The 14,080-nt window shown below is 66.1% G+C and carries 10 protein-coding genes; all 10 read right to left on the bottom strand.

The genetic code is table 11. The annotated features are described in order from the left end of the window. Positions 1–139: 139 nt before the first annotated feature. Complete coding sequence (locus AC0V2Y_RS08370) at positions 140–886, bottom strand: PEP_CTERM-anchored TLD domain-containing protein (RefSeq protein ID WP_475418330.1); 747 nt, start codon at positions 884–886, stop codon at positions 140–142. 122 nt (positions 887–1,008) lie between these two features. Then, positions 1,009–1,401 (bottom strand): RidA family protein, encoded by a 393-nt coding sequence (locus tag AC0V2Y_RS08365; protein ID WP_475415643.1) that lies wholly within the window; start codon positions 1,399–1,401, stop codon positions 1,009–1,011. A 26-nt stretch (positions 1,402–1,427) separates the two neighbouring features. Then, a complete protein-coding gene (locus tag AC0V2Y_RS08360) occupies positions 1,428–2,588 on the bottom strand; it encodes an acyl-CoA dehydrogenase family protein (RefSeq protein WP_475415644.1) in 1,161 nt (386 codons plus the stop codon). Position 2,589: 1 nt separating this feature from the next. Next, complete coding sequence (locus AC0V2Y_RS08355) at positions 2,590–3,444, bottom strand: enoyl-CoA hydratase family protein (protein WP_475415645.1); 855 nt, start codon at positions 3,442–3,444, stop codon at positions 2,590–2,592. Between the two features lie 2 nt (positions 3,445–3,446). Continuing rightward, a complete protein-coding gene (locus tag AC0V2Y_RS08350; RefSeq protein WP_475415646.1) occupies positions 3,447–3,959 on the bottom strand; it encodes a MarR family winged helix-turn-helix transcriptional regulator in 513 nt (170 codons plus the stop codon). Positions 3,960–3,971: 12 nt separating this feature from the next. Next, positions 3,972–4,754: an SDR family NAD(P)-dependent oxidoreductase gene (locus tag AC0V2Y_RS08345; RefSeq protein ID WP_475415647.1), complete on the bottom strand. Its 783-nt coding sequence runs from the start codon at positions 4,752–4,754 to the stop codon at positions 3,972–3,974. A 19-nt stretch (positions 4,755–4,773) separates the two neighbouring features. Further along, a complete protein-coding gene (locus AC0V2Y_RS08340) occupies positions 4,774–7,176 on the bottom strand; it encodes a bifunctional salicylyl-CoA 5-hydroxylase/oxidoreductase (RefSeq protein WP_475415648.1) in 2,403 nt (800 codons plus the stop codon). Beyond that, complete coding sequence (locus AC0V2Y_RS08335; RefSeq protein ID WP_475415649.1) at positions 7,173–8,792, bottom strand: AMP-binding protein; 1,620 nt, start codon at positions 8,790–8,792, stop codon at positions 7,173–7,175. The genes AC0V2Y_RS08340 and AC0V2Y_RS08335 overlap by 4 nt, the downstream gene beginning before the upstream one ends. Positions 8,793–9,009: 217 nt before the next feature. Further along, positions 9,010–9,717: a response regulator gene (locus AC0V2Y_RS08330; RefSeq protein WP_475415650.1), complete on the bottom strand. Its 708-nt coding sequence runs from the start codon at positions 9,715–9,717 to the stop codon at positions 9,010–9,012. 85 nt (positions 9,718–9,802) lie between these two features. Then, positions 9,803–13,966 carry a hybrid sensor histidine kinase/response regulator gene (locus AC0V2Y_RS08325; protein WP_475415651.1) on the bottom strand — a complete coding sequence of 1,388 codons (4,164 nt, stop codon included), beginning with the start codon at positions 13,964–13,966 and terminating at the stop codon, positions 9,803–9,805. Positions 13,967–14,080 lie beyond the last annotated feature (114 nt).

Genomic DNA, 14,080 nt, shown 5'->3' with positions numbered 1-14,080 from the left:
AGCGCCAGGCCGATCTCGCAACAGGTTTCGAACCTGTTCGCTCTACCGTCCCCATGAGTAGCGGGCTAGCACCCAACCCGCCGTCCTGCGACGGCTTGCCTGGCACAGGACGGCATACTGCACAATGTTTTTTTCAGCGTCATTTACCACTGTGCACATTGCCAACCGCACGTTTGCCAAGGCGGCGCGCCAGGATCAGCAGCAATCCTGCCATGAGCATTCCATACGTTCCCGGCTCCGGCACGGCACTGATGGCAAATACCTGGATGGCGCCGAAGGTCACATCGTTGCCATGCCAGGTAGAACCGTCTAGCAAGCTGACACCGGTCGATGGCTGGCCCAGATAATTATAGGTATAGAGAAAGGAACTGCCGCCATGCGTGAGGTCCTGCGGCACATACAAATCGTGGCCATAGCCAAACGTGGGTCCATAATTGGCCTGATTGTAGGTCTGGTCCTTGCCGATTCCATCGCCATTGAAATACTGCTTCAGTTGCGGCAGCATGAAGCCGGCCGTCAGATTGAACAGGAAGGCCGTGCGCTGGCTGTCATCCATGGTGACATGCATGCCATCGCTGGAACTCCAGCTTTGCGGATTATAGCCGCCCACCAGCCACGTCTTGCCCGATGAATTCGTGGCTTCCATGACGGAAAAGGTGCGCCCCTTGCCATCGGAAGCCTTGTGAAAATCGAGCGAAGTATCACCCGTTGCCTTGCTATAGATGTTCGTCAGTGCCAGATGGCCTTCGCCGAGCCAGGTTTCCAGCTGCGCCTGATAGCCGGGAGAGAGTAGCGAAGTACCGGGTCCCGCCTGCGCGCCCAGGGAAAAACCCATACCGGCCAAGGCCAGCACCACACTTCTCACCACTCTAAAATTATTGCGCATCTTCTACCTCGACTGTCAGTATTTAAAACCGGCGCATGCTCCGGTTGCCAAATATAACACGATAGATGATATTTTTATATTTATTATTTAGATACCAATACGCAATATTTCATAGCAGAAATTCAGCCAGGCAACACCGCCGTCACCTCGATCTCCACCCTCGCCCTATCCTCGATCAATCCCGCTACCTGCACGGCCGTCATGGCTGGAAAATGCTTGCCGATGATTTCCCTGTAGGCAACGCCAATGTGTGGATATGCCGCCACATATTCCTTCTTGTCCAGTACATACCAGTTCATGCGCACGATGTGCTCGGGCAAGGCGCCCGCCTCGGCCAGCACGGCGACGACGTTCTGCAGCGCCTGGCGCACCTGTCCCGCGAAGTCGTCCGTATGAAATTGCCCCTGCGCATCCCAGCCGATCATGCCGCTGACATACACCGTGCGTCCGCTGGCGGCAACGCCGTTCGCATAGCCGCGCGGCCTGGCCCATCCTGGTGGTTGCAGCACTTGCATTGTGTTTTCCTCGTTGTCCATGGGGTTCATGCGCTGGCCGCCTCGCGCAGCAGTTCGCGCGCGATGATCAGTTGCTGTACTTCGCTGGCGCCCTCGTAGATGCGCAAGGCGCGGATTTCGCGGTACAGGCGCTCGACCGGATGTCCGCTGACGACGCCCATGCCGCCGAACAGCTGCACGGCCGCGTCGATCACCTGCTGCGCCGTCTCGGTGGCCGTCAGCTTGGCCATGGCCGCTTCCTTCGTCACCTTGCGGCCCTGGTCGCGCTGCCAGGCGGCGCGGTAGGTCAGCAGCGCGGCCGCGTCGATGCCGGTGGCCATCTGCGCCAATTTTGCCTGCGTCAGCTGGAAGTCCGCCAGGGTCTGGCCGAACATCTGGCGCTTTGTCGCGTGGCGCAGCGCCTCGTCAAACGCGCGCCGCGCAAAGCCCAGCGCGGCCGCGGCCACCGAGGTGCGGAACACGTCCAGTGTCGCCATCGCCACCTTGAAGCCCTGCCCCGCCTCGCCCAGGCGCTGCGACACGGGCACGCGGCAATGATTGAAACGCAGGCGCGCCAGCGGATGCGGGGCGATGACGGCGATGCGCTCGGCGATTTCCAGCCCGGGATTGTCGGCATCGACGATGAAGGCGCTGATGCCGCGCGCGCCCGGCGCCTCGCCCGTACGGGCAAAGACGACGTAGAAGTCGGCGATGCCGCCGTTCGAGATCCACGTCTTTTCGCCGTCGAGCACATAGTCGTCGCCGTCGCGGCGCGCCGCGCACGCCATGGCCGCCACGTCAGAGCCCGCCTGCGGCTCGGACAGGGCAAAGGCGGCGATGCGCTTGCCGCTGGCCACGTCCGGCAAATAGCGCGCCTTGTTCCCGGCGCTGCCGAACAGGCCGATGGCGCCCGAGCCGAGTCCCTGCATGGCAAAAGCGAAATCGGCCAGGCCGTCGTGGCGCGCCAGGGTTTCGCGCATCAGGCAAATGGCGCGCGTATCGATCTTGCCATCGGTACCGGTGGCGTATGCCAGCCAGCCCCCCTGCCCCAGTTGCGCCACCCGCGCGCGGCAAGCCGCGTCGACATCGGCGCCATGCTCGTCGCCAAGGTGCTGCGCCGCCCAAGCATCGAGGTGCCGCTCAAGTTCGGCATGGCGCGCTTCGAAAAAAGGCCATTCCAGGTAAGTGGTGTCGCGTGTATTTTGCATCTCAATCGCCCTCGAACTGCGGTTTTTCCTTCGCCACGAAGGCGTGATAGGCGCGGTGAAAATCGTTGGTGGCCATGCAGATGGCCTGCGCCTGCGCTTCCGCCTCGATGGCTTCGTCGACGCCCATGTTCCATTCCTGCTGCAGCATTTTTTTCGTCATGCCGTGCGCGAAGGTGGGGCCGCTGGCCAGGCCGGCGGCGAACAGCTGCGCCGCCTCGGCCAGCTCCTCCGGCTCGACCAGGCGGTTGAGCCAGCCCCAGCGCTCGCCCTCGGCTCCAGCCAGGGAGCGCCCCGTGTACAGCAGTTCGGCGGCGCGGCCCTGGCCGATCACGCGCGGCAGCAAGGCGCATGCTCCCATGTCGCAACCGGCCAGGCCCACCCGCGTAAACAAAAAGGCCGTCTTGCTGCGCGCCGTGCCGATGCGGATATCGGAAGCCAGCGCCAGCATGGCGCCGGCGCCCGCGCAAATGCCGTCGATGGCGGCGATGATGGGTTGCGGACAGGCGCGCATGGCCTTCACCACGTCGCCCGTCATGCGGGTAAACGCCAGCAGGCCGGGCATGTCGAGTTGCGTCAGCGGGCCGATGATGTCGTGCACGTCGCCGCCCGAGCAGAAATTGCCGCCGCTGCCCGTGATGACCACGGCCTTGACGTCGTCCGCATGCGCCAGCGCGCGGAACAGCTCGCGCAGCTCCGCATACGAATCGAAGGTGAGCGGATTCTTGCGCTCGGGCCGGTGCAGGGTCAAGGTGGCGACGCCTGCGTCGACGGCAAACAGGAAATGCCGCGCGGCGTAGCCGGCCAGGCTGGCGCGGTTGCCTGGCAGGTCTTGCGGCTGGCCGGGTAGATGGCGCATGCTCAGTCCTTTATTGAGGTGTTATTCAGCTGCTGCTTCATGTGCGACAGCAGGTCGATCAATTGGTTTTTGTCGTCCGGCGTCACGCCGTGCAGCAGTTCGGCGATCCAGCCCTCATGCACGCGCGCCATCTCGTCGAAGGCGCGCCGGCCGGCCGGCGTCAGCTTGACGCTGTACGAGCGGCGGTCTTTCGGGTCGACCACGCGCGCCACCAATTTTTCCTGCTCCAGCTGGTCGGTGATGCCCGTGATATTGCCGCCCGTGACCATCATGCGCCTGGACAGCTCGCCCATGCGCAAACCATCGGGAAAGCGTTCGAGCTGCGCCATCAAGTCGAAGCGGGGCAAGGTGATGCCGAAGGTGGCGCGCAAGCGCGTGCGCACCTCGTTCTCGATTTTCACCGTGCACGAGAGCATGCGCAGCCACAGCTTGAGCGACTGGTGGTGGTCCTGCGTCAGCCGGCTGGCCAGGTCCAGCACGGGTTCTGCCTGCTGGAGGTCGCGTTGATTATCCATTTTATCCATTGTCTACATGACTTCGCCGCCGGCGACGGCGATCGATTGTCCATTCATGGCGGCCGACGCGGGCAGGCATAGCCACGCCACCGCATCGGCCACTTCGCGCGGCTGCACCAGCCGCTGCTGCGGATTGGCAGCGGCCAGTTCCGCGCGCGCCGCGTCTTCGCCGCGCCCCGTCTTGCGCACGATGTTCTGCACGGCCTGCGCCACCATGTCCGTTTCCGTGTAGCCGGGGCAGACGGCGTTGACGGTGACGCCGCGCGGCGCCGCTTCCAGCGCCAGTGCGCGCGTCAGGCCGATCACGCCATGCTTGGCGGCGACATAGGCGCTGACGTAACGATAGCCTTTCAAGCCCGCCGTCGACGCCACGTTGACGATGCGCCCGCAGCCCGCGTCCAGCATGGCCGGCATGGCCGCCTGGCAGCAGTGGAACACGCCCGTCAGGTTCACGGCCAGCATCTGCTGCCAGATGGCGGCATCCGTCTTGCCGAAAGGCGCCGCATGCGCCTGGCCCGCGTTATTGATCAATATATCGATGCGGCCGAAATGCGCGGCGGCCTGCGCGAAGCCCGCCTGCACGGATGCTTCCACGGCCACGTCGAGCACACAGATGGCCACCCGACCCGCATGGCCCGCCTCTTCCAGCTGCATGCGCGCGCGCGCCAGCCGCGCGCCATCGCGCCCGGCCAGGGTGACCCTGGCGCCCGCGTCCAGCAAGGCGCCCGCGCAGGCCAGGCCGATGCCGCTGCCGGCGCCCGTCACCAGCGCATGCTTTCCTGATAATGCGTCCATCAATGCTTCCTTGCTCATGTCATCCTTCCAGCAGCCGCGCGGCCACCTGTTGCGGGGTGAGGCCCGTGTTGGCGGCGGCCAGCTGGCGCTCGCGCTGCAGATTGCGTTCCAGCTGCTGCTGGCCCGGCCGGTACTGTTTCGGCCAGGCTGCGCCTTTCCCAGCGCCTGCGCCGCTGTAGCCGATGCGCGCCATTTCCGTCAGGGTCCAGGCCGGGTTGGCCAGGTGCGGGCGGCCCACGGCGCACAGGTCGGCGCGCCCGGCGGCGATGATGCTGTTGGCGTGATCCGCTTCAAAGATCGAGCCGACGGCCATGCTGGCGATGCCTGCCTCGTTGCGCACGCGGTCGGCGAACGGCGCCTGGAACATGCGCCCGTAGACCGGCTGTTCGAGCTTGCTGACCTGGCCCGAGGAACAGTCGATCAGGTCGGCGCCCGCCTGCTTGAACAGGCGCGCGATGACGACCGCATCGTCTGGCGTGATGCCGCCTTCGACCCAGTCGTGGGCCGAGATGCGCACGCTCATCGGTTTATCCTGCGGCCAGGCCGCGCGCATGGCGCGGAACACGCGCAGCGGATAGCGGCAGCGGTTTTCCAGGCTGCCGCCATACTCGTCCGTGCGGCGGTTGGTCAGCGGCGAAATAAAACTCGACAGCAGATAGCCGTGCGCGCAATGCAGTTCCAGCCAGTCGAAACCGGCGACGGCGGCGGCCAGGGTGGCGCGCACGAAGTCGTGCTCGATGCGCGCCAGGTCGTTTTCCGTGGCCGCCCGCGCCGTTTGCGACACGCCGGCCAGATACTGCTGCTCCGAGGCCGAGGTCAAAGGCCAGTTGCCATCCTTGAGCGGCAGGTCGATGCCGTCCCACATGGGCCGCGTCGAGCCTTTCGCCCCCGCGTGGCCCAGCTGCAGGGCGATCTTCGCATCGCTGTTCGCGTGCACGAAATCGACGATGCGCCGCCAGGCCTGCGTGTGCGCCTCGCTGTACATGCCGGGGCAGGCGGGCGTGATGCGCGCGTCGGCCGACACGCACGTCATCTCGGCAAACACGAGGCCGGCGCCGCCCATGGCGCGCGCGCCCAGGTGCATCAGATGGTAGTCGCCCGCCACGCCGTCGACGGCGCTGTACTGCGCCATCGGCGAGACGGCGATGCGGTTTTTCAGCAGCATGCCGCGCAGCCGGAACGGCGTGAGCATGGGCGGCAAGGCCTGATCCGGCAAAGGTTCTTGCGGAAATACAACGCCGGCCTGCTCGCCGGCGCGCCGCGCCAGCCACAGTTCATAGCCGGCCACGTAGGCGGGATCGCGCAGGCGCAGGTTTTCATGCGAGATGCGCTGGCTGCGCGTGAGCATCGAATAGGCGAACTGCGGCGCTTCCATGGCGCTGTAGCGCTCGACATTTTCAAACCACTCCATGGAATTGCGCGCCGCGCTCTGGATCTTCAGCACCTCGATGGCGCGCAGCTGCTGGTAGGCGGCCAGCGCAGCGTCGCTATCCCCATGCAGGCCGAAGCAGCGCGCCAGCTCGATGGCGTCTTCCAGCGCCAGCTTGGTGCCCGAGCCGATCGAGTAATGCGCCGTGTGGGCCGCGTCGCCCATCAGCACGACGGGCACGCCGTCCTGCCGGTGCACCCATTGCCGGCAGACGATGCGCGGGAAGGTGATCCACTGCGCCGAGCCGCGCAAGTGCGGCGAATTGCTCAGCAACTCATGGCCGTCGAGTTCCTCGGCGAACAGGGCTGCGCAAAAGGCGATGCCCTCTTCCTGGCTCATGCTATCGAGCCCCGCGGCGCGCCACACGTATTCGGGCGTTTCAACGATGAAGGTCGACGTCTCGCCATCGTATTGATAGATATGCGCCTGGAACCAGCCGAATTCCGTCTGGCGGAAGGCAAACGTGAACGCCTCGAATTTCTTGCGCGTGCCCAGCCAGACGAAGCGGCAATGGCGCTGGTCGATCTCGGGCTGGTAGCTGGCCGCATAGCGCGTGCGGATGCGGCTGTTCAAGCCGTCGCTGGCGATCACCAGGTCGGCGCCGTACTGGCGCGCGATGGCCTGGTCGTCCCGCACTTCCGTCTCGAACACCAGCTGCACGCCGAGTTCCTCGCAGCGCGCCTGCAGGATATTGAGCAGGCGCTTGCGGCCGATGCCGCAAAAGCCATGGCCGCCCGAGCGCACGGTCTCGCCCTTGAAGTGGATCTCGATATCGTCCCAATGGTTGAACGCCTGCAGGATGGCGCGCGCCGTCGGCTCGTCCGCGTTGGCCAGGTTGCCCAGGGTCTGGTCGGAAAACACCACGCCCCAGCCAAACGTGTCGTACGGGCGGTTGCGCTCGATGACGGTGATGCGGTGATGCGGGTTCTGCTTTTTCATGAGCAGGCTGAAATACAGGCCGGCGGGGCCGCCGCCGATACAGACGATATTCATGGGGTGTCCGTGCGAAGTTTGAAGCGCTGCAGCTTGCCCGTTTCCGTGCGCGGCAGCGCAGGCAGGAAATGGATGGCGCGCGGGTATTTATACGGGGCGATCTGCTGGCGCACGAAGTCCTGCAGTTCGGCCGCCAGCACGTCGCTGGCCTGGCAGCCCTCCTTGAGCACGATGTGCGCCTCGACGATCTGGCCGCGCTCGGCATCGGCGCGCCCGACCACGCCGCATTCGGCCACGGCAGGATGGCGCAGCAGCGCCTCTTCCACTTCCGGGCCGGCGATGTTGTAGCCGGCCGAGACGATCATGTCGTCGCTGCGCGAGCGGTAATAGAAATAGCCGTCGGCATCCATCTCGAAGGTGTCGCCCGTCAGGTTCCAGCCGTTCTGCACGTATTCGCGCTGGCGCGGGTCGGACAGGTAGCGGCAGCCGGTGGGGCCTTTTACGGCCAGGCGGCCCGTCACGCCGGGCGGCTGCGGCACGCCCGCATCGTCGACGATGCACGCCTGGTAGCCGGGAATGGCCTTGCCGATGGCGCCGCGGCGGATGCCCTCGCCCGTGGCGGAAATGAAGATGTGCAGCATTTCGGTGGCGCCGATGCCGTCCGTCATGGCCAGTCCCGTCGCCGCCTGCCAGGCGTCGCGCGTGGCCAGCGGCAGCGCTTCGCCGGCCGACACGCACAAGCGCAGGCTGCGTAAGTCGTAACTGGCCGCCAGGGGCGCCATCTGGCGGTAAAAGGTGGGCGCCGTGAAGCAGATGGTGGCTTGATAGGCGCCGATGGCCCGCAGCAGGGTCTCGGGCGTGAGTTTTTCCAGCAGCACGGTGGCCGCGCCAAAACGCAGGGGAAACAGCAGCAGGCCGCCCAGGCCAAAAGTAAAAGCCAGCGGCGGCGTGCCGATGAAGATGTCGTCGGCGCGCACCTGCAGCATGGAACGGGGAAAGCAGTCGCAGATGGCCAGCAGGTCGCGGTGCATATGCATGGTGCCTTTGGGGACGCCCGTCGTGCCCGAGGTAAAGCTGATCAGGCAGACGTCGTCGGCCGCCGTGTCGTGCGCGGGAAATGGCGCATCGTGGGCCGCCATGCGCCGTTCCAGTTCCGCATCGGCGGCGCCAAAGCACAGCATGGCCGGCAGGCCGGGCAAGCCGTCGAGCTCCCCGCGCAGGCCCTGCGCGCACAGCACCGCATTGACTTGCGCCTTGGTCAGGATGGTGGACAGTTCGCGCGCGCGCAGCAGCGGCATGGTGGGCACGGCGATGCAGCCGGCCTTCAGCACGGCCAGCAGACAGGCGGCCATCATCGGGGTATTCGCGCCGCGCAGCAGCACGCGGTTGCCGGGGATCAGGCCCAGGTCGGCGTGCAGCACGTGGGCGATGCGGTCGACCTGGCGCGCCAGCTCGGCGTAGCTCCAGCGCTGGCCGTCGGCAAGGATGGCGGTGCGCTCGCCGCCGCCGTTGGCCACGGCCGCATCAAGCAGCGCGGCGATGCAATTGAGACGCGCCGGATACTGCAGCCCGGGCAAGTCGAGGCACAGCTGCGGCCAGAGTGCGCGCGGCGGCAGGTGCGCGCGCGCAAAATCATCCTGGGGAGATGCGGTGGTAGGCGAAGGGTCGCTGCTCATGCTCATCCTGGCTGGTGGCGGGCGCGTGCACAAGGCCCGGAAGCAGATACTTTAAACCTAAAGTATTTTTCCAGCAAGCAGAAACAGCAATTTCAACACACCTAACAAAACCGTAGCGAGCGGATGGGAGTTGTGGCCGAGAAGCGGAGCTGTGCGGATGCACAGTGAGCATCGGAAGCCGCAAATCACGACGCGCAGTAGGTTTTGTTATGGTGTATCAGTCGGCGCCGTCCTGGCGCAGCAAACGCGCCTGCTGCGCCGCGCTGCGCGCCAGCGCGGCCAGGGCAGCCTGCATCTGCTCGCCATCGAGCACCGCCGACTGCAGCAGCGCGCTCATGCCGGCTTCCGCGCCGTGCAAGCCCAGGGTGCGGCAACCGAGGTGCAGCCGTTCGAGCTGCTGGCGCGCCTGCGCCGGTTCACCGCGCGCCAGCAAGGCGTCGACCTGTTCGCTGGCGGCGACTATCTGTCCCTGAAAGCCTGTCAGATAGGCCAGCAGGCGTTCGCCGTCGATACCCAGGCGCTGCAAGGTGTCGCGCGGCGCCTCGGCCGGCAAGGCCGAGACGTCGAAGCAGGCGTCGATATGCTGGCGCACCTGCTCCGGCTGGAAAGGCTTGACGATGTAGCCGGCGGCGCCGGCCTGCACGGCGTCGCGCACCGTGTCGTGGTCATTCGCCGACGATACCAGCACCAGCGGCATGGCATCGAGCGCGCTGTCGGAGCGGATCTTCTGCAGCAGCTCCATGCCGGACAGGCGCGGCATGCGCAAGTCGCAGAAGCACAGCGCGGGGCGCAAGCCGCCTTCGAGCTGCTCCCACGCCGCCGCGCCATCTTCGGCTTCCACGATATCGTGCACGCCGCAGCTGTCGATCAGATGCATCAATACCATGCGCGACACGACATCGTCGTCAACCACCAGTACTTTCATTGCTTTCTCCATTGCCGGCGGCGTCAGGGGCCTGGCCGTATTCTACCCAGTTTCGCCGCGCGCCCGATGGCCGGCATTGCCTATTTTACATTTTCTTGCCCGAAACGGCTATTTGCGCCAACAGTGTGCGCAATTGCGGCAAATGCAGGGCCACCTGGGTCCAGCGCCCGCCGTCCGCCGCCTCCTCCATTTCCGTGCACAGCATGTGCAACTGCGTTTCATCGAGATAGGCGGCGCTGCCCTTCAATCCGTGCAGCAGGCGCCCGGCGTTGTCGCTGTCCTGCGCGGCCAGGGCGTCGTCGAGTTCGCGCAAGCGCCCCTCCAGGTCGGCGACGAAGGCGACGCGGATGCGCCGCTGCAGTTCGCCGCCGCGGCCGGATTGCGCAGGCGCGACGACGGGGATGGCCGGCGCGATGCCGAACAGGGCGTCGAGTTCGGCCTGCCCCCGCGCGCTAGCGCGCGGCGCGTTCGACGGCATGCGCGGCAACATGAACCCGCGCTGCAGCTGGCGCTCGATGGCGCGCGCCAGCAAGCCATGCAGCGCCGCCTCGTCCACGGGTTTACTGAGGAAATCGTCCATGCCGACGCCCAGGTAGCGGCCGCGGTCTTCTTCGCTGGCGTTCGCCGTCAGGGCCACGATCATCAGTTCCTGGTCGCGCACGGGCTGGTCCGGCCAGCCGCCCACGCGGATCAGACGCGTCGCCGTGGCGCCGTCCATTTCCGGCATGCGCCCGTCCATCAGGATCAGGTCATAGCGCGTGTGCACGCAAGCCGCCACCGCCAGCATGCCGTTGGCGACCACGTCGACCCGGTGTCCCAGTTCCTCGAGCATGACGCGGATGATGATCTGGTTGGTGGGGAAGTCTTCCGCGCACAGCACGCGCAACTGGTGGCTGTGCGGCGCCAGCGCCACCTGCGGCACCAGCGGCGGCGCCACGCCGTCGGCCAGCGGCAAGGTGAAGGCAAACGTGCTGCCCTGCCCCGGCGTGCTGGCCACCTCGATCTCGCCTTCCATCAGTTCGACCAGCTGGCGGCAGATCGCCAGGCCCAGCCCCGTGCCCCCGTAGCGCCGCGTGGTGCTGGCGTCGGCCTGCTCGAACTTCTGGAACAGGCGCGCCATCGCGTCCGCATCGATGCCGATGCCGCTGTCGCTGACGCTAAAGCGGATCAGGTTGACACGGCGTCCACCGCTGCCGCTGGCCACGCCGGCCCGCTCGACGCACACGCTGACGCCGCCGCGCTGGGTGAACTTGAAAGCATTGCCGACCAGGTTGACCAGCACCTGGCGCAAGCGGGTCGGGTCGCCCACCACGAAGGGCGGCAGGTCGGGCGCGAAATCGATGGAGAAACCGATGCTGCGCGCGGCCGCCTGCTCCTCGAACAGGCTGACGACCGTCTCGATGGCCGCGCCGAGCGCGAAGTCGATGTTTTCGATACTCAGCTTGCCCGCCTCGATCTTGGAAAAATCGAGCAGGTCATTGATGATCACCAGCAGCGACTGGGCATTGGCCTGGCCGCGCAGGATCTGCTCGCGCGTGGCGTCGTGCAGCTGCTCGTCGCGCAGGGCAAAGCCCAGCATGCCGATCACGCCGGCCAGCGGGGTGCGCATCTCGTGGCTCATGTTGGCCAGGAATTCCGACTTCTGGCGCGTCGCATCCTCGGCCTTGCGCTTGGCCTGGCGCAGGCTTTCCTCGTTTTTCGTCAGGCTGCTGTTCACTTGCGCCAGCTTTTCCGACTGGGCCAGCACTTCGATTTCCTTGCTCTGCAACTCGGCCGTGCGTTCGCCGACCAGTTTTTCCAGCTCGTTCTGCTGGCGCCGCAGCGCACGCACGCGCTGGCGGTAGGCGACGTACACGGCGCCCAGCAGCAGCGCCGCCATCAGGGTGCGGAACCACCAGGTCTTCCAGAACGGCGGCAGGATCGTGATGGCCAGGGTGGCGCCGCTCTCGTTCCACACGCCGTCCTTGTTGGCCGCCTTGACGCGAAACACGTAGTCGCCCGCATCGAGGTTGGTGTAGGTGGCAAAGCGCCGCCCCGCATCCGTCATGACCCAGTCCTGGTCGAAGCCTTCGAGCCGGTAGGCGAACATATTGCGCTGGGGCGCGGCGAAATGCAGGGCCGCGAATTCCAGCGAAAAGACGCTTTCGCGGCTGGTCAGCACGAGCTTGCGCGTATGGTCGATCGCCGTGCCGAGCACGTGCGCGAACTCGCCGCGGCCGATGGCCACCGGCTTGTTGAAGATCTGCAGTTCCGTGATGGCCACCAGCGGCGGCACGCGGTTGTCGTGGATATCCTGCGGCACGAACGCCGTCATGCCGTTGAAGCCGCCGAAATACATGGTCCCGTCCGCCGCGCGCAAGGCCGCGCCATCGAAGTACGAGCCTTCCACCGTGCCGTCGGCGCTGTCGTAGTTGCGGAACAGGCCGCTGCGCATGTCGAGCCGCGTGATGCCGCTGTTGGTGCTCAGCCACAGCTGTTCATTGTCGTCGCCGAGGATGCTGGCGACGGCATCGTCGGCCATGCCATCCTTGCGCAGGAAGCGCCGGAAGCGGATCCCGACCTTGGCGTCGACGTCCATGCGGTTCAAGCCGTTGGCCGTGCCCACCCACAGCACGCCGCGCTTGTCTTCGTGCAGGAAATGCACTTCGTCGTGGCTCAGGCTATGCGGGTCTTGCGGATCGTGGCGGAAATGGCGGAAGCGGCCGCTGGCGCGGTCCAGCAAGTCCAGACCGTGGAAGGAGCCTATCCACAGCCGCCCCTTGCCGTCTTCCAGCACGGGCCGCACCATGTTGTCGGACAGGCTGTTCGGGTCGGCCGGATCGTGGCGGTAGGTGGTGAAGCGTTTGCTCACGGGGTCGAAACGGTGCACGCCGCCCCGCGTCGAGACCCACAGCATGCCGCTGCGGTCGCTCACGACATTGCGGATGGTGTCGCTGTTCGGGTCGCCGGCGGCAAAGCGCATGGTAAAGAAGCGTTCCAGCGCCGGATCGAAGCGGTGCAAGCCGGTCGAGCCGCCCACCCACAGGGTGCCGTCCGGCCCCTTGTACAGGGTGGTGATCTGCTCGTCGCGCGACATGCCGGGCGAGCTGCGCAGGTCGAACAGGCGCGAGCTGCCGTCGCGCGTGTCGTACAGTTTCAGGCCGCCCTTGGTGGCCAGCCACAGCTTGCCATTGCCCGCGTCGGCGACGGCCCGCACTTTCTTGTCCGCCAGCGCGCCCACGTCGCCGGGCGCGCGCGCCATGCGCGCAAAGCCGCCGCTGCCCAGGTCGACCCGGCTCACGCCGTTGTACCAGGAGCCGACCCAGAAAGTGCCGGCGCGGTCGCGGTACAAGGACGACAGCTGGTTGTCGGCGACGCTGAACTTGTCGCCCGTCTGGTGCCGGTACTGCAGGAAGGTGTCGCTGTCGGGCAGCCAGCGGAACAGGCCATCGGCATTGCTGCCCAGCCAGACGGTGGCGTCGACGTCCTGGTACAGGCTGGCCACGCGGATGGCGGAAAAACCCTGTTTTTCGCTCAGGCGCACGCGCGCCTGCGGCGGCTGGCCGGCGCCGCCCAGGCGCCAGCGCTCGGCGCCGGCCATGGTGCCGATCCACAGATTCTGCTGGCGGTCGACCAGCAGCGACTGGATCACGTTGTATTTCGAGCCGGGCATCGCATCGACGGCGAAATGCTCGAAGCGCTCGCTGCCCGGCGCCAGCATGTCCAGCCCCGTGACCGTGCCGATCCACAGGCGCCGTTGCGCGTCCAGCGCCAGCGCCTTGATTTCATTGTCGCCCAGGCTGTGCGGGTTGCCTTCTTCATGGTGCCAGGTGCGGAAGACGCCTGTGGCGGGGTCGAAATGCTGCAAGCCGTCCGAGGTGGCGATCCAGAAGCCGCGCGCGCCATCGTCGAGGATGGCGTGGATATGCCGGTTGCCGTTGCCGCGCTTGCTCTTTTCGGCCGGCACGTAGTGGATGAAGGTCTGGCTGGCGGCGTCGAAGCGGTCCAGGCCATTGTCGGTGCCCACCCACAGCTGGCCCTGGCTATCGACATGCAGCTCGCCCACCCAGTTATCGGCCAGGCTGGTCTTGTCGCCCTCGATATTCTTGTAGACGACCATGCGGTAGCCGTCGTAGCGGCTCAGGCCAGACTGGCTGCCGAACCACATATAGCCTTGCCGGTCCTGGGCGATGGCCAGTACCGATTCCTGCGCCAGGCCCTGGTCTACACTGAGCTGGTCGAAGCGCAGGGTGGGCGCAGGCGCGGCCATGGCCGGACCGCCCAGCAGCAGAATTAACAGTAAGGCAACATCGAAAACACGTCGAAATACCTGCACAATCGTCCTGTCAAAAAAACGCGAAAACTCCCGCAACTGTTCCGGGGG

Source organism: Janthinobacterium sp. BHSEK, assembly GCF_056174685.1.
This window is presented reverse-complemented; position numbering and strand designations above follow the sequence as displayed.

Coding starts and splice junctions, on each gene's coding strand:
- AC0V2Y_RS08370 (WP_475418330.1), bottom strand. CDS start 886: ATGCGCAATAATTTTAGAGTGGTGAGAAGTGTGGTGCTGGCCTTGGCC.
- AC0V2Y_RS08365 (WP_475415643.1), bottom strand. CDS start 1,401: ATGCAAGTGCTGCAACCACCAGGATGGGCCAGGCCGCGCGGCTATGCG.
- AC0V2Y_RS08360 (WP_475415644.1), bottom strand. CDS start 2,588: ATGCAAAATACACGCGACACCACTTACCTGGAATGGCCTTTTTTCGAA.
- AC0V2Y_RS08355 (WP_475415645.1), bottom strand. CDS start 3,444: ATGCGCCATCTACCCGGCCAGCCGCAAGACCTGCCAGGCAACCGCGCC.
- AC0V2Y_RS08350 (WP_475415646.1), bottom strand. CDS start 3,959: ATGGATAATCAACGCGACCTCCAGCAGGCAGAACCCGTGCTGGACCTG.
- AC0V2Y_RS08345 (WP_475415647.1), bottom strand. CDS start 4,754: ATGGACGCATTATCAGGAAAGCATGCGCTGGTGACGGGCGCCGGCAGC.
- AC0V2Y_RS08340 (WP_475415648.1), bottom strand. CDS start 7,176: ATGAATATCGTCTGTATCGGCGGCGGCCCCGCCGGCCTGTATTTCAGC.
- AC0V2Y_RS08335 (WP_475415649.1), bottom strand. CDS start 8,792: ATGAGCAGCGACCCTTCGCCTACCACCGCATCTCCCCAGGATGATTTT.
- AC0V2Y_RS08330 (WP_475415650.1), bottom strand. CDS start 9,717: ATGAAAGTACTGGTGGTTGACGACGATGTCGTGTCGCGCATGGTATTG.
- AC0V2Y_RS08325 (WP_475415651.1), bottom strand. CDS start 13,966: ATGGCCGCGCCTGCGCCCACCCTGCGCTTCGACCAGCTCAGTGTAGAC.